Source organism: Sphingopyxis sp. LC363 (genome assembly GCF_000756385.1).
In the GTDB taxonomy this organism is placed as follows: Bacteria; Pseudomonadota; Alphaproteobacteria; order Sphingomonadales; family Sphingomonadaceae; genus Sphingopyxis.
Genome location: NZ_JNFC01000045.1, coordinates 168,987 through 188,840 on the forward strand (window position 1 = coordinate 168,987; position 19,854 = coordinate 188,840).

Below are 19,854 nucleotides of genomic sequence, written 5' to 3' on the forward strand. Positions count from 1 at the left end.
TTACGTAAAGGGAGGGTTTTGCCATGGCGTCCCGCGATTTCGACATCGTCGTCTACGGCGCGACGGGCTTTACCGGCCGCCTCGTCGCCGAATATCTCGCGCACCACTACAAGGGCCGCAAGGACGCGCCCAAATGGGCGATGGCGGGCCGCAGCCTCGACAAGCTGGCCGAGGTTCGCGGCCTTATCGGCGCAAGCCCCGAAACGCCCCTGATCGTCGCCGACGCGAGCGATCCCGCGAGCCTCGACAAGATGGCGCAAAGCACGAAAGTCGTGCTGACGACGGTCGGCCCTTACCAGCTTTACGGCAGCGAACTCGTCGCCGCCTGCGTCCGCGCGGGCACCGCCTATGCCGATCTTTGCGGCGAACCCGGCTGGATGCGCGAAATGATCGACGAACATGAAGCCGCGGCCAAGGCATCGGGCGCGCGCATCACCTTCAGTTGCGGTTTCGACTCGATCCCCTTCGACCTCGGTGTCCTCTTCCTTCAGGCCGAAGCGGTAAAGCGCCACGGCAAACCCGCACCGCGCGTCAAGGGCCGCGTCCGCAAGATGGCGGGCGGCGCCTCGGGCGGCACGATCGCGAGCCTCACCGAAACATTGAAGGCGATCGCCAAGAAGCCCTCGCTTGCGCTGCTGCTCAAGTCGAGCTTCGCGCTGACTCCCGGCTTCGAGGGACCCTCGCAGCCAACCGGGCTGATCCCCGAATATGACGGCGCGACCGGCACATGGACCGCGCCCTTCGTCATGGCGCCGATCAACACCAAGAATGTCCACCGCACCAATTTCTTGGTCGGCCACAAATGGGGCGAAGATCTGGTCTATGACGAGATGGTGATGACGACGATCGGCGACGCTGGAAAGGCGATGGCCGAAGCGATGGCGAAGGCGAATCCTTTTGGCGAGTCGACGCTCCAGCCCGGCGAGGGCCCGAGCAAGGAAGAGCGCGAGAAGGGCTTCTACGACATCCTCTTCATCGGCGAATATCCCGATGGCACCACCGTTCGCGCGAGCGTTCAGGGCGACCGCGACCCCGGCTATGGCTCGACCTCGAAGATGCTCGCCGAAACGGGGATGGCGCTGCTCGAAAACAAGGGCGCGGGCGGTGTGTGGACTCCGGGCGCGCTGCTTGGCGATGCGCTGATCGCGCGGCTGACCGCGAATGCAGGCCTGACGTTCCAGATCGAGGACTGAAGACGAGATGACAAGCTCTCCCAGCGCGCTCGACGCGCTGCTCTCCACGCTGCGCGTCGATGGCGATGTCGCAACCGCGCATATCGACGAAGGATGGATGCAGGGGCGCACCGCCTATGGCGGGATCAGCTCGGCGGTCGCGCTAGCCGGCGCGATGGCGCTCCACCCGACCGAGACGCCGCTTCGCTATGCGCAGATCAGCTTCATCGGTCCCGTCGGCGGCGACTGCACCGTCGAGACGCGCGTGCTGCGCCAGTCGAAATCCTCGCTGTTCATCGACGCGGGGGTGTCGAGCGATCAGGGCTTCGGCACCGCCGCGGTCTTCGCCTTTTCAGGCGATCGCCAAAGCCATCTCGATCACAATCGGCTGGCGATGCCCGATGCGCCCGAGCCCGCAACGCTGGCGCCGGTGCCCGAACATCATGCGCGCCCGTCCTTCACGCGCCATTTCGACATGCGCCCGACGACCGGCCCGCGCTTTGCGTGGAAAAGCGAGGTCGGCGAATATCTGACCTGGGTGCGCTTCGTCGAGGAGCCCGCGTGCCATCCCGCGGTCGCGCTGCTCGCGATGGGCGACGCGCTGCCGCCCGCCGCGATGGCGCTGTTCAGCCAGTTCGGACCGATCAGTTCGATGAACTGGACGGTCAACATGCTCACCGGCGCGCCGAAAACCGACGATGGTTGGTGGCTGCTGTCGGCAAAGACCGGCTATGCCCGCCACGGCCTGTCGGTGCAGGACATGATGCTGTGGAACCGCGCCGGCGAACCGGTCCTCAGCGGCAGCCAGGCGATCGCGATCTACGCCTGAACGGGCAATGCAATCACTGCATCGAGTCCGCCACCGGGGCGGTTGGACAAGGTCAGCGAGCCGCCTTCGCCTTCCGCGATGTCGCGCGCGATCGACAGACCCAGCCCCGCGCCGCCGGTCGCGCGATTGCGCGACTGTTCACCGCGGGCAAAGGGCTCGATCAGCGTCCGGATCTGTTCGTCGGTCAGGCCGGGGCCGTCGTCGGAGACCACGATCCGCGCGGTCTCTCCTTCGACGCGAACCGACAGGCGCGCCCGCCCGCCATAAGCCACGGCATTGTCGGCGAGGTTGCGCAACGCGCGCTTGAGCAGCATCGGCCGCGTCAGCACGGCGACATCGGCAACGTCGGCGATCGCGACGTCCTGACCGCGTTCCTGATAGTCCGCCGCCAGTTCGCCGATCAATTCGCGAAGCGGAATGCGCTCCTGCGCTTCGGTTCCCGCACCCGAGCGCGCGAGCGCCAAAATGTCGCTCAGCATCGCGGTCATTTCCTCGATGCTTACGATCATCTTGCCCCGCAAGGCCGCGTCCTCGATCTGCTCGACGCGCACCCGCAAGCTTGCGAGCGGGGTGCGCAGGTCGTGTCCGACGGCACCGAGCATCCGGTCCTTGTCGGATAGCATCGTCGCGATCCGCGCGCGATAGGCGTTGAAGGCGGCGATGAGGTCGCGCATGTCCGACGGCCCCTCCTCTTCGAGCGGGGTGGCGTCGCGTAGCGCGGGGTTGGTGCGCGCGGCGCGCGTCAGGTCGCGCAAAGGCCGTGCGACGCGCCACGCGATCAGCAGGATCGGGACGAGAAGAAGGAGGTAGAGCGAGAGCGTCTGCCAGACGAGAAAGCCCTGCAACCGGTCGCCGCCGACCTGAATCCGGCTGCGCACAGCGACATAGCGGCCGTCGATCTTTGCCGAGACGACGACGATCCGGCCCGGGAAACCCGATCTCCCGCGAATGCCGGCACGGGGCACGCGCGGCCGGGCGGGCAAGGCCCAGGCATGGACCGCCTCGGCCCGGACATCGGCATCGTGCAGCAGGCTCGATACATAATCGGCAAGGTCGGGAATCGGCTTCGCGCCGGCCGGAACCGGGATCGGGATGTCTGAAATCACCTGTTTGGGATTTCGCTCGCGGCCGCGCCGTTCGTCGTCCCGGTCGTCGCGGCGTCCCCGCAGTTCGCCGCGCCGGTCGCGCTCGACGGCGTCGACGATCCGTGCGACCGCCATCCCGCCGCCATGTGCAAGGAACTGCTGCCTCTGCCCGCGCACGAGCAGCGCAAAGTTGATCGCCTGCGCGACGAACAGCATCACCGCTACGGCAAAGACGAGCTGGCCGACAAGACTTCTCGGCCACAGGCGGAATTTCATGTGGCGGGACCCATGCGCTTGACCTCGCAGGCGAGCGTATAGCCGCCGCCCCACACGGTCTTGACGATCTGCGGATGCGCGGCGTCGATTTCGATCTTCTTGCGCAGTCGGCTGACCAGATTGTCGATCGCGCGGTCGAAGATGTCGGCCTCGCGCCCGCGGACGAGGTCGAGCAGCCGGTCGCGGCTCATCACCTGGCGCGGATGCCGGACCAGTGCATGGAGCAAATGATATTCGCCCGACGACAGCGCGACTTCCTCGCCGGCTTCGTCGACGAGCACGCGCTCGACCTCGCGCAGCACCCATGGCCCAAAGGCATAGCTGGTGCCGTTGCTGTCGAGCGCCCGCCCGCCCGCCTGCGTCCGGCGCAGCACGGTGCGGATACGCGCGACCAGTTCGCGCGGGTTGAAGGGTTTGACGACATAATCGTCGGCGCCGATCTCTAGCCCGATGATGCGTTCGGTATCCTCGGCGCGCGCGGTGAGCAGGATGACGGGAATGCTGCTCGTCTCGCGCAGATGGCGGGTCAGCGATAATCCGTCCTCGCCGGGCATCATGATATCGCTCACCACGAGATCGACTGTCTGCGCACGCAGCACCGAGCGCGCCTCGGCGGCGCCGGCCGCGTCGACGACGGTAAAGCCCTGCGCGGTCAGATATTCGGCGAGCGGCTCGCGGATCGACGGTTCGTCGTCGATCAGCAGGATGCGTGGCGTATCGCTATCGGTCATCTCTTTTCCGTCAAATGCTAGTTCGCCCACCGGCCCGTGGGGGCCGGTGGGCGATAGCTGGCAGGGACCGGCGGCAAAGGCAATGCCGGGAGGGGGGATGGCCTGTCGTTACCAAAAAGACCCCTGCCAAATCGCTTATTCGCCGGCGGGAGCCGCCGGCGCCGCGCCGCGCTTGGCGCGCCATGCACCGCGCTGCGCCTTGCGTTCCTCGGGCGTCACCTGACCGTCCTTGTTCGCATCGGCGGCATCGAAGCGGGCGAGCGCCGCCGTCTGGAGTTCGGCCTGGCTGATCGCCTTGTCGCCGTCGGTATCGACCTTGCCCATCATCATCATCATGCTACGATGGCCGCTGCGCTTGCCATGGTGACCGCGCATGGCGTGGCGCTTGCCGTCGCCGGCTTCGCCCGCCGCGGCGCGCTTTTCGCCGCGCTCGGCGCGTTTGGCCGCACGGTCGGCACCATGCTGGTCCCATTCGGCCTTGCTGATGCTGCCATTGCCGTCCGCGTCGAGCTTGGCGAACATCTTCGCCTGCCGCTCGGCGCGCTTGGCGGCGCGGTCGGTCGCGTCGAGCTTGCCGTCCTTGTTGGCATCGAGCTTGGCGAACATCTCCGCCGCCCTGGTCTGCACCTCGGCGCGGGTCTGCGTCGCGTTCCGATCGCCGCTGCCGGGAGCGGCAAGGACGGGCACGGCGATCAAGGCCGCACCCAGCGTCAAAATCGTGATCTTCCTGTTCATGCAATGAACTCCTTCGAGGGACCTTTGCGGGGAGAGCCGCGTCCCAATGAAGGCGTTTTAGGCGCGATTTGTCCCAGCCCGGTGCCGGATGACCGAAAAAATGTCGCAAAATGTCGCAGAACGGGCGCGCCGTTCATGAGGGCGCAAGCAGAAGGGGCCGGCCGCGCCAAGCGCGACCGGCCCCGATCTGGTGCTCAATTCCCGGCTTGTCAGGGACTGACAGGCGAATCCTCGTCATTATCGGCAACGAGGATGATCGCGCCGACGCCGACCAGCAGGCCGACCAAGCCGATGATCCAGCTCGAATTGCCCTCAAGCTCGCTCGCGCCGTCGACGACCGAAGCCGCGCGCGGGGCGCTCGCTGCGGCCGACGCCGCGACCGGGGCTGCGACGACCGACAGGGCCGCAAAAGATATCGCCGTTTTCTTGAATATATTCATCTCATTCTCCGTCGCTCGACATGTCCCTACCCCCCGAGTAACGACCGAGCGACCGCCATTGATCCGCGTCCAGAGGCCATTCATCGTGGAAGTCGGACGGGTCGACCGGCCGAGGCCGCGTCGCGGCAGCGGAAAGTTTCACAATCGCGTCAGCATGTTGCGGCAGCAACCTCACATCTCTACGCTCCCGTCGCATGACAGGAGGGAGACTCGCATGACCGACACGACGCCCGATAGGCGGACCATCCTTGCCGCGATGGGCGGCCTTGCCGTCGTCGGCATCGTCCGCCCCGCGGCGGCCGAAGCGAGCGCCGACGCGCGCCTCGATGCGCTGCTCTCAGCACAGTTCGAACAGGGACTGCGCGACGAGCCGACGCGCGCAACTTCGCTCGGGATCGATACCGGCACCCGCGCCGCGCTTCGGGCCCAATTTCCCGACTGGTCGTCCGCCGCCCGCGCGGCGCGGGCGCGCCAGATCGACCGCGACCTCGCCGCAGTCCGCGCGATCAACGCCGACACGCTCGGCGACGCGGCACGAATCGCGCACGAGAGCGCCGAATTCGACCTTGTGGCGCGCCAGCGGCTGGCGCGCTTCACCTATCATACCGGCGGCTTCGGGCATCGGCCCGGCCCCTATGGCGTCACCCAGCTCGGCGGCTTCTACACCGGGGTCAGCACCTTCCTCGACAGCCAGCACCCCGTCGCGACAAAGGCCGACGCCGACGCCTATATGGTGCGGCTGCAGGCGATCCCGGCGCTGTTCGACGCCGACACCGAAATCGTCAAGACGAACGCCGCGATGGGCGTCATCGCGCCGCACTTCATCATCGACCAGGCGCTGCAGCAGCTTGGCCGCCTGCGCGACGGCGACGTCGCGGGCAAGACGCTCATCGCGTCGATCGCGAAGCGCAGCACGGAAATCGGCCTTTCGGGCTATGGCGAGCGCGCCGCCGCGGTCTTCGCAGGCCCGATCCGCGCCGCACTCACCCGCCAGATCGACGCCCTGACCGCGCTGCTTCCCCGCGCGGGGACCGCCGCCGGCGTCGCGCGCCTGCCCGACGGCGAGGCCTATTATGCCGCGACGCTCGCGCAGCATACGACGACCAGCCTCGGCGCCGCCGAAATCCACCGCATCGGCCGCGAGCAGGTCGCCGACCTTACCTCGCGGATGGACGAACTGCTCAAATCGCAAGGTTATACGAAAGGCAGCATCCGCGACCGGCTGAACGCACTGGCCAAAGCCGAGGGGCAGCTGTTCTCCAATAGCGACGAGGGGCGCGCCGAAATGCTCGCCTATCTCAACGGCTTGCTCGTCAAGGTGCGCGAGCGGCTACCGCAGGTGTTCAGCCATATGCCCAAGGCGCCCTATGAAATCCGCCGCGTCCCGCCCGAGATCGAGATCGGCGCGCCCGGCGGGTCGGCGCAGGCGGGAACCCCCGACGGTTCGCGCCCGGGCATCTTTTTCATCAACCTGCGCGATACCGCGGAATGGCCGCGCTACACGCTGCCCACCCTCGCCTATCATGAAGGCGCGCCGGGGCATTTGTTCGAAGGGGCGCTGAAGTTCGAGGACAGCGAGTTGCCGCTCTATCGCCAGGCGGCATCGGTCACCGCCTATGGCGAAGGCTGGGGTCTCTATGCCGAACAGGTCGCCGACGAGCTTGGGATGTATGACGACGATCCGCTCGGCAAGATCGGCTATCTCGCTTCCTATGCCTTTCGTGCGTCGCGTCTCGTCGTCGACACCGGTCTTCATTCGATGGGGTGGAGCCGCGAGCAGGCGATCGACTATATGGTCGAAAATTCGTCGAACTCGCCGAGCGCGTCGCGCACCGAGATCGACCGCTATATCGTCTATCCGGGGCAAGCCTGTTCGTACAAGGTCGGGCAGATCGCGATCAGCCGCGCGCGCGACGCGGTGTCGAAGCGCCCCGGCTATGACATCAAGCGGTTCCACGATGTGGTCTTGGGCGCCGGGCGTATCCCGCTCGCGGTGCTCGAACGCCGCGTCCTTGCCGCCTTTCCGGCCTAGAAAAGAGTAAGCCCCGTCGCATTTCTGCGGCGGGGCTTCCCTAGACTTCGTCCGAAGACAGAAGTCAAATTCCACTCTTTCTTTCGATCGAGCAGGTAAATGAAACGCGGCGGATCCCGGATGGTTCCCGCCGCGCCGAATCTTTTTAACTTATCTTGCGCGCCGCGGCCGAGCCGAGGATCAGGAACAGCACGACGAGCGCGAGGCCGACGAAGAACAGGATCTTGGCGACACCCGCCGCCGCACCCGCGACGCCGCCAAAGCCGAGCACCGCGGCGATCAGCGCGATCACGGCGAAGATCAAAGCCCATTTGAACATCTGTCGTCTCCTTGCATTCGTTGCATTCGCGCGCGCCACCGGCTTCGAAAGCGCAAGGCTTTCGAGGGGGAAACGGCCGGTGGCCGCGCCTCAAATATCTGATAGTCGATACGAATGCAGAACGACGGCGGCGCGCGAAAGTTCCTGCCATCCGGCAGATAGCCCCTTGCCTACCCAGCCCGCGATGCATTTATGCTGGCATCGTTCGAGGGAGTTTCACGCCTATGTCATCGCCGCACCGGCTGTTTGCCGCCGCCGCCGCCACCTTGTGTCTATCCGCCGCAGCCCACGCCCAGCCGACCGACGCTGCGCCGATACAGGGCACAGCATATCTTAACCTGCAAATGACAGCGCTCGCCGAACGCCATGGCGCCGACGGATGGCGCGTGACCCCAAGCGGGCTGCGCTGGCGGCGCGTTGCAGGCGACGGCAGCGGCGCCCACCCCGGCCCGACCGATGAAGTCACCGTCCATTATGTCGGCACCTTCGTCGACGGCCGCGAGTTCGACAGCTCGGTCGCGCGCGGCGAACCCGCCACCTTTCCGCTCAATCGCGTGATCGAAGGCTGGCAGGAAGGCGTCCAGCTTATGGGCGTCGGTGACAAGGTCGAATTCGCGATCCCCTGGCAGCTCGCCTATGGCCCCGACGGAAAGGGCCCGATTCCGGGCGGCGCGACGCTGCTGTTCTCGGTCGAACTGCTCGGCATCGAGCCCGCGGGCTGATTTTCAGGGAAAGGCCTGGAGCGGGTAGCGGGAATCGAACCCGCCTAGCTAGCTTGGAAGGCTAGAGCATTACCACTATGCTATACCCGCATCGCCAAGGCCGGCGGCGATTGCCATTTTGATCGGCCGCCGTCAAGCGCGCCATTGCCATTCCGTTCCGTGTCCTAGCCCACACGGACCCGACGCATCATTCTTCCGAGCTATGCGTTGGAGGCAGTGACCGGCCCCTTCGCGCACCGGCAGGTAACGATACGAAGGAGGGCGTTCGACGGACGTCGCCCGATGCCTTGAAACAGGGGTGCGGCAGCGCTCGCAGGAACAATCGCTGCATCAAAAGGAGGCCCCCGATGCGCCGACTGCGCCAGATTTTCCCCGCCCCTCTCCTCCCCCTGATCACCGGACTGATGGTGGCGGCGATCGGCCTCATCCTGCTGATCGGCGGCATCTGGCTGACGGCGCTCGGCGGGTCGGCCTATTATCTGATCGCCGGCGGTGCGATGCTGGCGGCCGGCCTGCTGCTGATGCGCGGCCGGATATTGGGCGGCTGGATTTACGTCGCGGTCGTATTTTGCACGCTGATTTGGGCATTGTGGGAAGTCGGCGGAAATGGCTGGGCGCTCGTTCCGCGCGTCGTCGCGCCGCTCATACTCCTCCTCCTCGTGATTTTCGCGATGGCCGCGCTCTCCGCCCGGCCGCGCCGCTGGCGGCTGGCGCTCGCAGGGAGCGGCCTTGTCGTCCTCGTCGCCGTGGCGAGCGGCACTATGCTCGGCTTGCTCAACAGCCCCCGGCCCCTGGAGAAGCTTCCGGCGAGCCGCTGGGCGATGGCCGATCCCGCGCTGATGCGAGCGGGCAGCGACTGGCCGGCCTATGGCGGCACCTACAGCGCCCGCCGCTATTCGCCGCTGACCCAGATCACGCCGGCCAATGTCGGCAAGCTGGAGCGCGCGTGGCTGATCCAAACCGGCGATCTGCCTTCGAAGGCGGCGCATGGCACCTATGGGGCCGAAAATACGCCGCTGAAGATCGGCGACAGCCTCTATGTCTGCACGCCCAAGAATATCGTCCTCGCGCTCGATCCGGCGACCGGGGGGCAGCGCTGGCGCTTCGACCCCAAAGTGTCCGACGAGGCGATCCCCTATACAGCCGCCTGCCGCGGGGTGAGCTATTATGCGTTGCCCGGCGCCGCTGCGGATCAGGCCTGTGCGCGGCGGATCATCTTCGGCACGCTCGACGCGCGGCTGTTCGCGATCGATGCGGCGACCGGACGGCCGTGTCAGGATTTCGGCACCAATGGACAGGTCGATACCAAGATCGGCATGGGCAAGACCTCGCCGGGCTATGTTTCGATCAATTCGCCGCCGACGATCGTTCGCGGCATCGTCGTCACCGGGCATCAGGTGCTCGACGGACAGAGCCGCTGGGCGCCGTCGGGGGTGATCCGCGGCTATGACGCGGTCACCGGCAAGCTCGCCTGGGCATGGGACATGATGAACCCCGACTGGAGCGGCTATCCGCCGCCGGGAGAGGCATGGGCGCGCGGGACGCCGAACATGTGGACGATCGCCTCGGGCGATGAAGCGCTGGGCCTCGTCTATCTGCCGATGGGCAACGCCGCCGCCGACTATTATTCGAGCCTGCGCCGCCCGGCCGAGAATGAATATGCGACCTCGCTCGTCGCACTCGACGTGACGACCGGCAAGCCGCGCTGGCATTTTCAGGCGGTGAAGAAGGACGTCTGGGATTATGATTTCGGCGCGCAGGCGACGCTGATCGACTATCCGGGCCCCGAGGGCGCGATCCCCGCGCTCGTGCTGCCGAGCAAGCAGGGCGACATCTATATTCTCGACCGGCGCACCGGGCGTCCGCTCACCCCGGTGGGCACGATCGAGGTCCCGGGCGGCGGGGTCGAGCCGGCCGAGCGGTCGCCGACGCAGATCGTTTCGCTGTGGCATAGTCTCCGCATGCCCGACCTCACCGAGCGCGACATGTGGGGCATGTCGCCGATCGACCAGATGATCTGCCGCATCCAGTTCCGCAAGGCGAGTTACAAGGGTTTCTACACCCCCCCGACGAGCGAGCGCCGCTCGATCGAATATCCGGGCTATAATGGCGGGACCGACTGGGGCGGCATAGCGGTCGACCCGGTCCGCGGCGTGATCGTCGCCAATTACAACGACATGCCCAATTATGTCCGCCTCGTGCCGCGCGCCGAAGCGAACAAGCAGGGTTGGGCGCCGCGCGATCAGGCGCGCGGCGAGATCGGCGGCGCCGAGGGCGCGGGCGATCCGCAGGCCGGCACCCCCTATGCGATAGACGTCAACGCGGGCTGGCGCCTGCCCTTCACCGGCCTGCTCTGCAAGCAGCCGCCCTATGGCGGAATCCGCGCGATCGACATCGCGACCGGCAAGACGATCTGGGACCGCCCGTTCGGTACCGCGCGCACCAACGGGCCGTTCGGCATCCCCTCGATGCTGCCGGTCACCATCGGCACGCCCAACAATGGCGGCGCGGTGGTGACGGCGAGCGGGCTGATCTTCATCGCCGCGGCGACCGACAATCTGATCCGCGCGATCGACCTCAGAACGGGAAAGACGATCTGGTCCGACGTTCTGCCCGCGGGGGGACAGGCGACGCCGATGATCTATGAGGCGAACGGCAAGCAATATGTCGTCATCTATGCCGGCGGCCATCATTTCATGGAGACGCCGATCGGCGATGAAGTGATCGCCTACGCGCTCCCGTGAACGACATGGCCGGAAGCAAGCGCATCGGCCATATCAAGGGCAATATCGTCCTTTACGGCGCCCTGTTCGCCAACCTCGGCATCGCCGTCGCGAAATTCATCGCCGCGGCGGTCAGCGGATCGTCGTCGATGCTGTCGGAGGGCGTGCACTCGCTCGTCGACAGCGGCAACCAGCTGCTGCTGCTCTATGGCCAAGCGCGCGCGAAACGCGCTCCCGACAGCCGCCATCCCTTCGGTTACGGGCGCGAGCTTTATTTCTGGGCCTTTGTCGTCGCGATCCTGATCTTCGCGATCGGCGCGGGCATTTCGGTCTATCAAGGGTGGATTCATATCCACGATCCCGAACCGCTGCGCGACCCGACGATCAACTATATCGTGCTTGCGGTCGCATTTCTGCTCGAGGGCACCTCATGGGCGATTGCCGTGCGCGAATTTGACGCGGGGCGCGGCGAGCTTGGCTGGTGGCAGGCGGTCCGGCGCTCGAAGGACCCCGCCGGCTTCATCGTGCTGTTCGAAGACAGCGCGGCACTCGCGGGGCTGATCATCGCCGCCGTCGGTATCTGGCTGAGCCACGCCACCGGCGACGCCCGCATCGACGGCATCGCGTCGATCGCGATCGGCCTGATCCTCGCCGCCGTCGCGATATTGCTCGCGCGCGAGGCGAAGGAGCTGCTGATCGGCGAGGCCGCCGATCCGGCGCTGATCGATACGATCCGGCGCATCGTCGAAGCCCATCCCGAAATCAGCGCGATCAACCATGTCCGCACGATCCACACCGCCCCCGATTCCATCTTCGTCGCGGTCAGCGCCGATTTCGAGGATGCACTGCGGATGGGACGGGCCGAGGCGCTGATCGAAGTGATCGAGGGCGAGTTGAAGGCAGCGTCGCCGCTGATCAGCTCGATCTATATCCGGCCCGAGAAGCGCGAGGATGCGGTCGTCCAATATGCCGGCGGGTCGCCGGCCTGACGGCTACCCACTACAGGTTGCTCACGCCTTGGCCGCCATCTCTTCCGGAATCAGTTCGCGCAGCTTCGCGATGGTGCTTTCCGCGTCGCGGTGGTGGACGAAGATGCCGCCCGCGCCTTCCCAGAGGCGCGCGTGCTTTATCTGATCGTCGACGAGAATATCGCCGCGCTGCGCATGGTTGCGCTTGTCGACCGCCATCACGGTCAGAATCTGCGTGCCGGGGAAATGCCGGGCCGCCCAGCGGATCTTCTGCGGCGCCGCCCAGGCGCCGCGCGGCAGGCCAGTCAGGATCACGGGGATGAGGTGGCGAACCGCGGCGAACAACTCTTTCGCATCGGGCATCAGCGGCAGCGTGCCGTAGAAATCGGGATGGCGCGCGATCTCGCGCCAGAAGGCCGCGATGCCGTGGCGCTTTTCATAGATGCGCGGCGGCATGTCGAGCAGCTTCGTTGCGCCGCGGTCGAAATCGGCCAATACGCCGTCGCAATCGAGATAGAGTTGCACCCGTCACCCCTTCCAGCGCGCCGGCTGGAGCGCGATCCGGACGCGATCGACGGCGATCCAGCCGGACGCGGCGATCACGTCGTTGCTTTCCTTCGCCGCGCGCCCTTCGCCGAGCGACCAGGTGATATGGAAATGGCTGCCGTCGCCGCGCGCGGTCGTGCCGTCGATTTCGACGACGAGCGCCTGGACGCCCGCGCCGTCATCGGCTTCGCCGACGATATAGGCCTCGGTTTCGGTGGGAAGCGACGTGTCCGCGTCGGTACCGAAGCGGAACGTGACATGATCCGCGATAGGACGTTCATAACTCGGCGGAAAGCGCGCAAGCAGCCGGTCGCGCTCTGCGGCGTCGATTTTCCAGCCGGCGATCGTCCTTCCCATTGGTGAACATGTCCTCAGTGTCGGCCCCTCGCCCGACGAACGAACGGAGCGGGCGCAAGTTGCGCCCAGCGCCGCACCGCTTTTCGCAACAAGGGGTCCGCCAGAATGGCGGACCTCCTCGGGCGTATCGGGGCGCCGGTCAGTCCGGGTTCTGGCGCGCCAGATCCTCTTCGTCTTGCCATCCTTCGGCAGGCTGTTCGGCGGACTGGCCCATGCTGCCGGGCTGCGCGTCCTGCTGGCTTTCGCCGGCAGCTGTCTCGTCATCCTCTTCCATGCCTTCGCCGGAGAGCGGCGCGATATTTTCACCGGGGCCGCGGCCTTGATCGATCGCCTGGCCGCCGGTCGGATCGGCGCCGCCGCGATTATTGTCGAGCTTGTCCTGCTGCTCCTGGTCCTGCTGCTCCTGTTGGCGGTTCTGCTGACCGCCGCCGCCTTGCTGGGTTCCGTCCTGCTGCTGGGCTTGCCCGGGAGCGCGGCCCTGGCCGTCGTCCTGCTGATTCTGCATGTCTTTATCCTCTTCCTCTTCGCCCGATGAACCGGGCGAGGAAAAGACGCGCCAGCCGCGCCGAATGTGCCGGGCCGAAACGCTAACCTGCGTCAAGACCGCGCGTGGACACGCCGGAACTTCCCCCGCTTCCGGACGTCACTCTGGTGCCGGGGGGCTGTCGACCTTTGCGGCAGCCTGACCGCCCGACCGACAATGGAGATGGAAAATGGACAGGTTCGACGACCGAACGCCCCTCTGGGATTATCGCGACAACAGCATTCCCGACGACGGTGGCGGTACAGCGGGTTGGAACCGCGGCCGCGCTGAGGATACTGCGCGCGGCTATACCGCGATCGAGGAGGAGGAACGTCGTGGCGGACGCGGACGAGAAGCCCGCCGCGAACAACCCTATCGACGCGACGAATGGGATGATCGCCACGCGGGCGATCGGCATCCCTCCTATGGTGGCCGCGAAAGCGCCCGGCCCACCTATGAAAGCGACGGCGGCCGCTCGCGCTATTACGACGCGGTCGGTGAAGCGCGCGGCGGGCGCGGCGAACGCCCCGGCTCGCTGTGGCCGAGCGAGTTCGGCTATCCCGCAGCCCGCGGCTACTCGCCCTATGGTGAGGGCCCAAGGTCGCGCCGCGCCGACTATGACGACGACGATCGCGGCTTTTTCGAACGCGCCGAAGACGAAGTCATGTCGTGGTTCGGCGACCGTGACGCGCGGCGCCGCCGCGAGCAGGATCATCGTGGTCGCGGCCCCAAAAATTATGCCCGGTCGGACGAGCGCATCCGCGAGGATGTGAACGACCGCCTCACCGAAGACGTCTGGCTCAACGCCTCCGAAATCGACGTTGCGGTCGAGCAGGGCGAGGTCACGCTGTCGGGCACCGTCGAGGACCGCCGCGCCAAGCGCCGTGCCGAAGACTGCGTCGATGCGATTTCGGGCGTGAAGCATGTGCAGAATAATCTGCGCTACACATCGGGGGTGGTCAGTCCAAAACTGGATTGAAGGACGGCGCCGCCGCGAAGGCGGCGCCGTTCGCTTAACCTGGGATAAGCGCTGCCAAATCAACCGCGCGTTTACGATCCGGCCATGCAACTCCGCGCGGCGGAAAGCGTCGATCCGGAAGAACAGCGAAGGATGAAACCATGGCAAGCGCAGCACAAAGACATTCGGGATTGGGAAAGATTCTGGCGCTGGGGACGCTCGGCGCGCTCTTCTGGTTTACCCGCAAATCCGCGTCCCAGACGGCTAAGGGAGAACGGCATAGCGCGGCGTTTGCCGACGGCGAAACCCAATCGGAGAATTTCGACCAGACGCGCTCGGCGGGTCCGGACGGCATGCGCGACGACGTCAAGCGCCCGTGGGAAAGCGTCGATCAGGCGTCAGATGAATCCTTTCCCGCAAGCGACCCGCCGGCGACCTATTGAGGCGGCGGCGATGCCGGACGCTTCCCCGAGGACCAGCTACAGCCTTCAATTTGAGGACGACGGCGTCGGCCTTGCCAAGCGGATGGAGTTCGAAGCCGCGAGCGCGAGCGTCGCGCTCGAAATCGCCGAGCGGGAATGCGACGGCCGCTGGGCGCTGCTTGCTTGCGACGGCCAACCGGTCTGCCGCGTGGGGCACAACGGGGGGACATGGACGATTGCCCCTGCACTTCCTCCGACGTGCCGGGAAGAAACCCAAAGCCTGATCAAATCTCGCTGAATCTTCATCCCGGCGAAGGCCGGGATCTCGCCGTTTCAACCTGACCCAGCGGCGAGATACTCTTCCAGAGTCACGTGCATGAACACCTTCCGGCCGGGATGACGGATTAAAGGGGGCGACGTTTCAGTCCACCAATTGCCCTCTTGTCTCAAAGACCAAAATACGACTTGGGGATATGGGTGATGCGGCAGGCTAGGTCAGCCTCGCCCGACGCGACGATAAAATAGTCGCCCGCGTCGGCGATGCCGGTCGTGAAGACGACGTCGCGCACATACATCTTATCTTCGAGCGACCGCGTGAGATCGGGGTTTGCCTCGAGCAGCGGCTGATGCGCGCTGTAGAGACAGCGCGACGGGTCGTCGGGATCGAGCAGCGACCAATAAGTGCGATAGATGCCGACGATCTCCTTCGGCTCGACGCCGTGCCATAAGGTCAGCCAGCCGCGCTCGGTCAGGATCGGCGGGGTTCCACCGCCCATCCTTGCGGTCGCGACGGTGTCGGCATGCGGTCGCAGCCCCGGCTCGCGCCGCGGCTTCCAATGCAGCGTGTCGGGCGAGGAAGCGAGATTGATTGACGGACCCGCGCGCCATTGGCTCCCCGGCGGATAGGTGAAATAGAGCGCGCCGAGCGGCCGCGTCTGCGCCCAATAATGGCCGGCGATCTTTCCTTCGAAGATCAGCATATCCTTGTTCTGATGATCGAGCACGATGTCCTCGAAGCGCCAGCGGAGGCCGTCGTCGGATCTGTAGAGCGTCGTCGAATGACGCTCGGGGCTGACCGAGCAGCTCGTCATCAGCCAGCGGTCTTCGACCCGGCTGATCCGCGCATCCTCGACGCCATAGCATTGAAAGGAAGCGTGCGGCGCGACGGCGCGGTCATAATGCACCGCGACCAGCTCCAGCCCGTCGGGAGTCAGCTCGATCGGCAGCAGCCAGGAAAGCGAGGTCAGCGCCATGACCTGCCAGCTGCCGCCGTGTACGAGGAACTTGCGGGGGTCGGCGGTATCGCACAATTCGAGCGGCCAGGCATCGCGGACATAGCGTCCCTCGTCCCAGCGGATGCTGTGGACATGGCCGTCCGCCACCGGCTCGCGAAGCGCTTCCGCGACGCGCACGAGCATCAGCAGATTGCCGCTCGGCAGGCGCGCCAATCCCGGATTGAAGGCGCCGAGGACGAAGGTTTCGGCATCGAGATGGCCGGCGAGCGGCGACCGCGACAGATCGACGTCGTCGGGACCGAACACCAGCCGGTCGACTGCGAAATCCATGACCTTCTCCTCGGCTGGACCGATGCGGAATCAAGCCCCGAACCGCGGCAATGTTCCCGGCTTCAGTCCTGATCCGCCATCAGATGGCCTTCGGCTTCGCGCAGCCAGTTGTGAAGCCGCGTCGCCGCCATCGCGCCCTGTCCCATCGCGACGCTGATCTGGTCAAGCCCGGCGACGACATCGCCGGCGGCATAAAGGCCGGGAAGAAGCCCGTCGGAAAAGGCATGGAAGGGCATGCACCCGGCGTCCGCGTCGTCCGCCAAGAGGCCGAGGGCTGCTGCCAGTTCGTTGCGCGGGCGCGATCCAAAGGCCGGATAGAGAATATCGAAGCGGCGCGCGACCGGCTCACCGCGCATCTGGACGGCGATATCGCGGCTGTGGGCGACGAGCCGTTCGACGTGCCTCTCCAGAACGATCACGTCGCTTTGAGCAAGCTCCTCGCGTTGCGCGTCGCTGAGCGCCACCCGCCATTTCGGGATCAGCGTCACATGCCGCGAAAATTGCCGCAGGAACATCGCTTCGGCGGCGCCGTGGAGGTCCGATCCGAGCACCGCGATCCGCTCGTCCCGATGCTCGAAACCGTCGCAGATCGGGCAATAGCGCAGCACACCATCACGCACCGCCGTCATGTGATCGCCCTCGTCGAGCCGGGCGAGATTGGTATCGACGCCGGTGGCCAGAATCACGCCGCGGGCGGCGATGGCCGCGCCGTCTTCAAGCGTCGCGCGATAATGACCCGTCGCGCGCTCGAGCGCCGCGACGCGGCCGAAGACGATCTCGGCGCCATAGCGGAGCGCATGGTCAGTCATCCGCTCGATCAGTTTCTTGCCGACGATACCGTCGGGAAAGCCCGGGACATTGCGCGTGCGCGGCACCCACAAAGCGCGTGCCGTCCCGTCATGGACGACGCGGACCCGCCGCTTGAACCGGGTCAGATACAGGGCGGCGGTCAAGCCCGCGGGTCCAGCGCCGATCACCAACGCATCGACGGGCGACTCATCCATCAGTCGGCGACAGTCGCGTTCGGCACCGCTTCACACAGCATCGTCAGCGCCTCGGCGACCGCGACGTCGAGCACGGCACGGCGGCCGATCTCGCCGAAATGGCATGTGCGGCTGAGGATCCCTCGCCCATGTACCGCGCAGGCGAGATGGACGAGGCCGACTTCCTCGTCGTCCTCCTGCGGGCCGCAAAAGCCGGTGATCGCGATCGCGACGTCGGCGCGGCTCTTGTCGAGCGCGGCCTCGGCCAGCGCCGCCGTCACACTGGTGCCAACGCCCTGCGACCGTTCGGCCAAGGCGCGCGATATACCGAGCATCTCGCACTTGGCGTCGACCGAATAAACGACGTAGCCGCGCTCTAGATGCGATCCGAGCGCACTGTGGCCGGCGAGCGCCGCAGCAAGCTGGCCGCCGGTGCAGCTTTCCGCCGTCGCGAAACGAATATCGCCGTCGGCAACGCGCCCGGCCAGTTCTGCAAGGCGCGCGCCGATGGGATCGGAACTCATGGCTACATCGTCACGAGCGCGGCGGGCGGCAGCCCCGCCGTTTCGGCCTGGCGCTTCAGTTCCTCCTTGCGCGCGAGCAATTGTTCGCCGAGCGCGTCGAGATCGACCTCGGCCGCGCGCGCCTGCTGGAACATATTGTCGTGCTGCTTTTCCTCTTCCTTCACATGGTGCTTGATCTCTTCGGACAGCACCGTGACCTTGGCTTCGAAATATTCGTCAGTGGGCCCCGACGCCAGAATGTCGTTGATCAGCACCTTCGCACCGTCATGTTCGACATAGGCTTCCTTCAGAAGATCGTCGTCGACCTTGCCCTTCAGCGCCGGATAGAAGACCTCTTCCTCGATCTGCGCGTGGATCTTGAGTTCGGTGCAGATTTGCTCGGCGATCTTCGCCTTGCGATCGGCGCCGCTGGCTTTCTCGAATTCCTCGAACAAGGCTTCGACCGAGCGATGGTCGGCGGCGAGAATATGAGTGGCGTCGGTATCTTGCGGCATGATGGTCTCCTGTCGAAACAGCCCCCGCCGTTCAACGCGCCGCCGTTTCGGGAAGTTGCCGAAATCGAAGCCCGGTAAAGCTTTTCCATCGGCTTTTATAACTTGCGGCAATATTAGGGCGATGTGCCCCCGCTAAACCATCAACCGGAGCAGGTCGGGCACCGTCGTCGTCGCGAAGCCGATCGCGCTGTCCGATATGCCATAGGGAATGAAAAGCTCATTCCCGATCGCGAGCGCGCCGCAGGTATAGACGACATTGGGGACATAGCCCTCGCGATCGCTTTCGGCGGCCGAAAGGATCGGACAAGCGGTGCGTCCCAAAATCTTCGAAGGGTCATCCTTGTCGAGCAGCGCCGCGCCGAGGCTGTATTTGCGCATCGCGCCAACGCCGTGGGTTAGCAATATCCACCCCTCGTCGCACTCGATCGGGCTGCCGCAATTGCCCATCTGGACGAATTCCCATGGAAAGGCGGGGCTCAGCAGCGGCTGTCCCTCGTCGTCCCAATCGGTCAGGCTGTCGGACGCGAGCAAGGTGATATTCTTGCCGTCCTGCCGCCCGACCGTCAGATAGCGGCCGCCGACCTTTCGCGGAAACAGCGCCATGCCCTTGTTGCGCGCAGCGCGGCCCGAAAGCGGTTCGAGGCAGAAGCTCGCGAAATCATTGGTGCGCAGCAGTTCTGAACGGATCGAATGACCCGAATAGGCGGTATAGGTGCCGAGATATTCGGTGCTGCCGTCGTCGTGCGCGAAGCGGACCAGCCGCAGATCCTCGAGCCCGTTGCGCTGCGCTTCGGTGACCGGAAACAGCACGCTGTTCGAAATCGGGCTGTCGGGCTGGCGGTGAACGGCCACCGCATCCCAGGCCTCCAGATGATGGCGATCGTCGGGGACCGCGGCCATCGCGGGCCCCGACTGCGGCCAGAGGCGGAAATCGCCGTTGGGGCCGACGATGCCCTCGCGGAATGCGATCGAGCTGATATGCCCCTCGCCCACCGCGCGCATCGACATGACGAAGCGCAACTCGTCGCCCCCGAGCCCGCTCTGGTCGGGGTGCAGCACGATGCTGGGATTCATCAGTGCGGCCGCGGCATAGCTATATTCGTGGCAGAAATAGGCGCCGATCAGCCGGCGCTTGATCGGCGAAATCGCGCCCGCGTCCAACCCCAGATCTTCGGCGATCTCGGCAAAGCGTTCGTCGAAAATGCGGCCGATCTGCCAGTGCCGCTCCGAAAAATCCTTCCAGACGAGGCCGAGTTCGAGTTCGGCCTGATCCTCGTTGAGCCGCAACAGATCCTGGACGAGTTGCGCCGAGCGCGACGGTTCCGACACCCTCGACTGCCATGCGAGGTGGAACGGCCGCAGCACGACGCGCGAGGGGTCCGCCGTCAGCTTCTCGCCAAGGATTCGGAGCGGTGTTTGGTCGGGTCGGCAATTGAGCATGGGCGACTGC

At 65.9% G+C, this 19,854-nt stretch carries 22 protein-coding genes and 1 tRNA gene; 9 read left to right on the plus strand and 14 right to left on the minus strand.

From position 1 onward, the window contains the following. The first annotated feature begins 23 nt into the window (after nucleotides 1-23). Together FG95_RS15895 and FG95_RS15900 are read left to right on the plus strand one after the other, a co-directional pair. Nucleotides 24-1,193 (plus strand): saccharopine dehydrogenase family protein, encoded by a 1,170-nt coding sequence (locus tag FG95_RS15895; protein WP_037557089.1) that lies wholly within the window; start codon nucleotides 24-26, stop codon nucleotides 1,191-1,193. Nucleotides 1,194-1,200: 7 nt separating this feature from the next. Then, a complete protein-coding gene (locus tag FG95_RS15900) occupies nucleotides 1,201-2,001 on the plus strand; it encodes an acyl-CoA thioesterase (RefSeq protein WP_037557090.1) in 801 nt (266 codons plus the stop codon). Here FG95_RS15900 and FG95_RS15905 read toward each other — a convergent pair. From FG95_RS15905 to FG95_RS20835, 4 genes are all read right to left on the minus strand, one after another. After that, nucleotides 1,992-3,362, minus strand: coding sequence for a sensor histidine kinase (locus tag FG95_RS15905; RefSeq protein WP_037557092.1), 1,371 nt, complete (start codon nucleotides 3,360-3,362; stop codon nucleotides 1,992-1,994). The two genes, FG95_RS15900 and FG95_RS15905, sit on opposite strands and share 10 nt — an antisense overlap. Further along, nucleotides 3,359-4,093: a response regulator gene (locus FG95_RS15910; protein WP_037557093.1), complete on the minus strand. Its 735-nt coding sequence runs from the start codon at nucleotides 4,091-4,093 to the stop codon at nucleotides 3,359-3,361. The genes FG95_RS15905 and FG95_RS15910 overlap by 4 nt, the downstream gene beginning before the upstream one ends. A 135-nt stretch (nucleotides 4,094-4,228) precedes the next feature. Beyond that, nucleotides 4,229-4,828, minus strand: coding sequence for an EF-hand domain-containing protein (locus FG95_RS15915; RefSeq protein ID WP_037557095.1), 600 nt, complete (start codon nucleotides 4,826-4,828; stop codon nucleotides 4,229-4,231). A 209-nt stretch (nucleotides 4,829-5,037) separates the two neighbouring features. Further along, nucleotides 5,038-5,268, minus strand: a complete 231-nt coding sequence (locus FG95_RS20835; protein ID WP_037557096.1) for a hypothetical protein — start codon at nucleotides 5,266-5,268, stop codon at nucleotides 5,038-5,040. Nucleotides 5,269-5,482: 214 nt separating this feature from the next. Between FG95_RS20835 and FG95_RS15925 the strand changes: the two genes are divergently transcribed. After that, on the plus strand, nucleotides 5,483-7,300 hold the full coding sequence (locus FG95_RS15925; protein WP_037557098.1) for a DUF885 domain-containing protein: 1,818 nt from the start codon (nucleotides 5,483-5,485) through the stop codon (nucleotides 7,298-7,300). Nucleotides 7,301-7,445: 145 nt separating this feature from the next. On the opposite strand, the gene FG95_RS20325 is transcribed toward FG95_RS15925, so the two are convergent. Further along, nucleotides 7,446-7,619 (minus strand): DUF1328 domain-containing protein, encoded by a 174-nt coding sequence (locus FG95_RS20325; protein WP_037557099.1) that lies wholly within the window; start codon nucleotides 7,617-7,619, stop codon nucleotides 7,446-7,448. Nucleotides 7,620-7,963: 344 nt separating this feature from the next. Here FG95_RS20325 and FG95_RS15935 point away from each other — a divergent pair, with 344 nt between their 5' ends. After that, complete coding sequence (locus FG95_RS15935; protein ID WP_235211594.1) at nucleotides 7,964-8,341, plus strand: FKBP-type peptidyl-prolyl cis-trans isomerase; 378 nt, start codon at nucleotides 7,964-7,966, stop codon at nucleotides 8,339-8,341. Between the two features lie 16 nt (nucleotides 8,342-8,357). Here the strand turns inward: FG95_RS15935 and FG95_RS15940 are convergent. Then, nucleotides 8,358-8,431: transfer RNA gene (locus tag FG95_RS15940), tRNA-Gly, on the minus strand. A gap of 257 nt (nucleotides 8,432-8,688) precedes the next feature. Here FG95_RS15940 and FG95_RS15945 point away from each other — a divergent pair. Then, nucleotides 8,689-11,085, plus strand: a complete 2,397-nt coding sequence (locus FG95_RS15945) for a membrane-bound PQQ-dependent dehydrogenase, glucose/quinate/shikimate family (RefSeq protein ID WP_052182431.1) — start codon at nucleotides 8,689-8,691, stop codon at nucleotides 11,083-11,085. Between the two features lie 5 nt (nucleotides 11,086-11,090). Further along, complete coding sequence (locus FG95_RS15950; RefSeq protein WP_037557102.1) at nucleotides 11,091-12,053, plus strand: cation diffusion facilitator family transporter; 963 nt, start codon at nucleotides 11,091-11,093, stop codon at nucleotides 12,051-12,053. 21 nt (nucleotides 12,054-12,074) lie between these two features. On the opposite strand, the gene FG95_RS15955 is transcribed toward FG95_RS15950, so the two are convergent. The 3 genes from FG95_RS15955 to FG95_RS15965 form a co-directional block, all read right to left on the minus strand. Beyond that, the gene (locus tag FG95_RS15955; protein WP_037557103.1) at nucleotides 12,075-12,557 is read right to left on the minus strand and encodes a 5' nucleotidase, NT5C type; all 483 of its coding nucleotides are present in this window, start codon (nucleotides 12,555-12,557) and stop codon (nucleotides 12,075-12,077) included. Nucleotides 12,558-12,560: 3 nt separating this feature from the next. After that, nucleotides 12,561-12,935: a hypothetical protein gene (locus tag FG95_RS15960; protein ID WP_037557104.1), complete on the minus strand. Its 375-nt coding sequence runs from the start codon at nucleotides 12,933-12,935 to the stop codon at nucleotides 12,561-12,563. Between the two features lie 139 nt (nucleotides 12,936-13,074). Further along, entirely contained in the window at nucleotides 13,075-13,440 is a 366-nt protein-coding gene (locus tag FG95_RS15965; protein ID WP_037557105.1) for a hypothetical protein, read from the minus strand. A 208-nt stretch (nucleotides 13,441-13,648) separates the two neighbouring features. Between FG95_RS15965 and FG95_RS15970 the strand changes: the two genes are divergently transcribed. From FG95_RS15970 to FG95_RS15980, 3 genes are all read left to right on the plus strand, one after another. Beyond that, nucleotides 13,649-14,437 (plus strand): BON domain-containing protein, encoded by a 789-nt coding sequence (locus tag FG95_RS15970; protein WP_052182432.1) that lies wholly within the window; start codon nucleotides 13,649-13,651, stop codon nucleotides 14,435-14,437. A 140-nt stretch (nucleotides 14,438-14,577) separates the two neighbouring features. Continuing rightward, nucleotides 14,578-14,859, plus strand: coding sequence for a hypothetical protein (locus FG95_RS15975; protein ID WP_037557106.1), 282 nt, complete (start codon nucleotides 14,578-14,580; stop codon nucleotides 14,857-14,859). Nucleotides 14,860-14,869: 10 nt separating this feature from the next. After that, the gene (locus FG95_RS15980) at nucleotides 14,870-15,136 is read left to right on the plus strand and encodes a hypothetical protein (RefSeq protein WP_037557107.1); all 267 of its coding nucleotides are present in this window, start codon (nucleotides 14,870-14,872) and stop codon (nucleotides 15,134-15,136) included. Nucleotides 15,137-15,284: 148 nt separating this feature from the next. Here FG95_RS15980 and FG95_RS15985 read toward each other — a convergent pair whose 3' ends face one another. The 5 genes from FG95_RS15985 to FG95_RS16005 all read right to left on the minus strand — a co-directional run bounded on the left by FG95_RS15985 (nucleotide 15,285) and on the right by FG95_RS16005 (nucleotide 19,844). After that, on the minus strand, nucleotides 15,285-16,403 hold the full coding sequence (locus tag FG95_RS15985) for a glycosidase (RefSeq protein WP_037557108.1): 1,119 nt from the start codon (nucleotides 16,401-16,403) through the stop codon (nucleotides 15,285-15,287). 62 nt (nucleotides 16,404-16,465) lie between these two features. Next, nucleotides 16,466-17,407 carry an NAD(P)/FAD-dependent oxidoreductase gene (locus FG95_RS15990; RefSeq protein WP_037557110.1) on the minus strand — a complete coding sequence of 314 codons (942 nt, stop codon included), beginning with the start codon at nucleotides 17,405-17,407 and terminating at the stop codon, nucleotides 16,466-16,468. Further along, nucleotides 17,407-17,910: a CinA family protein gene (locus FG95_RS15995; RefSeq protein WP_052182434.1), complete on the minus strand. Its 504-nt coding sequence runs from the start codon at nucleotides 17,908-17,910 to the stop codon at nucleotides 17,407-17,409. Before FG95_RS15995 ends, FG95_RS15990 begins: the two co-directional genes overlap by 1 nt. Before the next feature lie 2 nt (nucleotides 17,911-17,912). Then, on the minus strand, nucleotides 17,913-18,404 hold the full coding sequence (locus tag FG95_RS16000; protein ID WP_037557111.1) for a hemerythrin domain-containing protein: 492 nt from the start codon (nucleotides 18,402-18,404) through the stop codon (nucleotides 17,913-17,915). 132 nt (nucleotides 18,405-18,536) lie between these two features. Continuing rightward, nucleotides 18,537-19,844 (minus strand): glycoside hydrolase family 130 protein, encoded by a 1,308-nt coding sequence (locus FG95_RS16005; RefSeq protein WP_037557113.1) that lies wholly within the window; start codon nucleotides 19,842-19,844, stop codon nucleotides 18,537-18,539. Nucleotides 19,845-19,854: the final 10 nt, after the last annotated feature.

Bases quoted from the DNA above. Each gene is read 5' to 3' on its own strand.
- FG95_RS15980 (WP_037557107.1), top strand. From the start codon at position 14,870: ATGCCGGACGCTTCCCCGAGGACCAGCTACAGCCTTCAATTTGAGGAC.
- FG95_RS15945 (WP_052182431.1), top strand. From the start codon at position 8,689: ATGCGCCGACTGCGCCAGATTTTCCCCGCCCCTCTCCTCCCCCTGATC.
- FG95_RS16000 (WP_037557111.1), bottom strand. From the start codon at position 18,404: ATGCCGCAAGATACCGACGCCACTCATATTCTCGCCGCCGACCATCGC.
- FG95_RS15935 (WP_235211594.1), top strand. From the start codon at position 7,964: ATGACAGCGCTCGCCGAACGCCATGGCGCCGACGGATGGCGCGTGACC.
- FG95_RS15960 (WP_037557104.1), bottom strand. From the start codon at position 12,935: ATGGGAAGGACGATCGCCGGCTGGAAAATCGACGCCGCAGAGCGCGAC.
- FG95_RS15895 (WP_037557089.1), top strand. From the start codon at position 24: ATGGCGTCCCGCGATTTCGACATCGTCGTCTACGGCGCGACGGGCTTT.
- FG95_RS15970 (WP_052182432.1), top strand. From the start codon at position 13,649: ATGGACAGGTTCGACGACCGAACGCCCCTCTGGGATTATCGCGACAAC.
- FG95_RS15925 (WP_037557098.1), top strand. From the start codon at position 5,483: ATGACCGACACGACGCCCGATAGGCGGACCATCCTTGCCGCGATGGGC.
- FG95_RS20835 (WP_037557096.1), bottom strand. From the start codon at position 5,268: ATGAATATATTCAAGAAAACGGCGATATCTTTTGCGGCCCTGTCGGTC.
- FG95_RS15985 (WP_037557108.1), bottom strand. From the start codon at position 16,403: ATGGATTTCGCAGTCGACCGGCTGGTGTTCGGTCCCGACGACGTCGAT.
- FG95_RS15950 (WP_037557102.1), top strand. From the start codon at position 11,091: ATGGCCGGAAGCAAGCGCATCGGCCATATCAAGGGCAATATCGTCCTT.
- FG95_RS15990 (WP_037557110.1), bottom strand. From the start codon at position 17,407: ATGGATGAGTCGCCCGTCGATGCGTTGGTGATCGGCGCTGGACCCGCG.
- FG95_RS15910 (WP_037557093.1), bottom strand. From the start codon at position 4,093: ATGACCGATAGCGATACGCCACGCATCCTGCTGATCGACGACGAACCG.
- FG95_RS15995 (WP_052182434.1), bottom strand. From the start codon at position 17,910: ATGAGTTCCGATCCCATCGGCGCGCGCCTTGCAGAACTGGCCGGGCGC.
- FG95_RS15900 (WP_037557090.1), top strand. From the start codon at position 1,201: ATGACAAGCTCTCCCAGCGCGCTCGACGCGCTGCTCTCCACGCTGCGC.
- FG95_RS20325 (WP_037557099.1), bottom strand. From the start codon at position 7,619: ATGTTCAAATGGGCTTTGATCTTCGCCGTGATCGCGCTGATCGCCGCG.
- FG95_RS15905 (WP_037557092.1), bottom strand. From the start codon at position 3,362: ATGAAATTCCGCCTGTGGCCGAGAAGTCTTGTCGGCCAGCTCGTCTTT.
- FG95_RS15965 (WP_037557105.1), bottom strand. From the start codon at position 13,440: ATGCAGAATCAGCAGGACGACGGCCAGGGCCGCGCTCCCGGGCAAGCC.
- FG95_RS15975 (WP_037557106.1), top strand. From the start codon at position 14,578: ATGGCAAGCGCAGCACAAAGACATTCGGGATTGGGAAAGATTCTGGCG.
- FG95_RS15915 (WP_037557095.1), bottom strand. From the start codon at position 4,828: ATGAACAGGAAGATCACGATTTTGACGCTGGGTGCGGCCTTGATCGCC.
- FG95_RS16005 (WP_037557113.1), bottom strand. From the start codon at position 19,844: ATGCTCAATTGCCGACCCGACCAAACACCGCTCCGAATCCTTGGCGAG.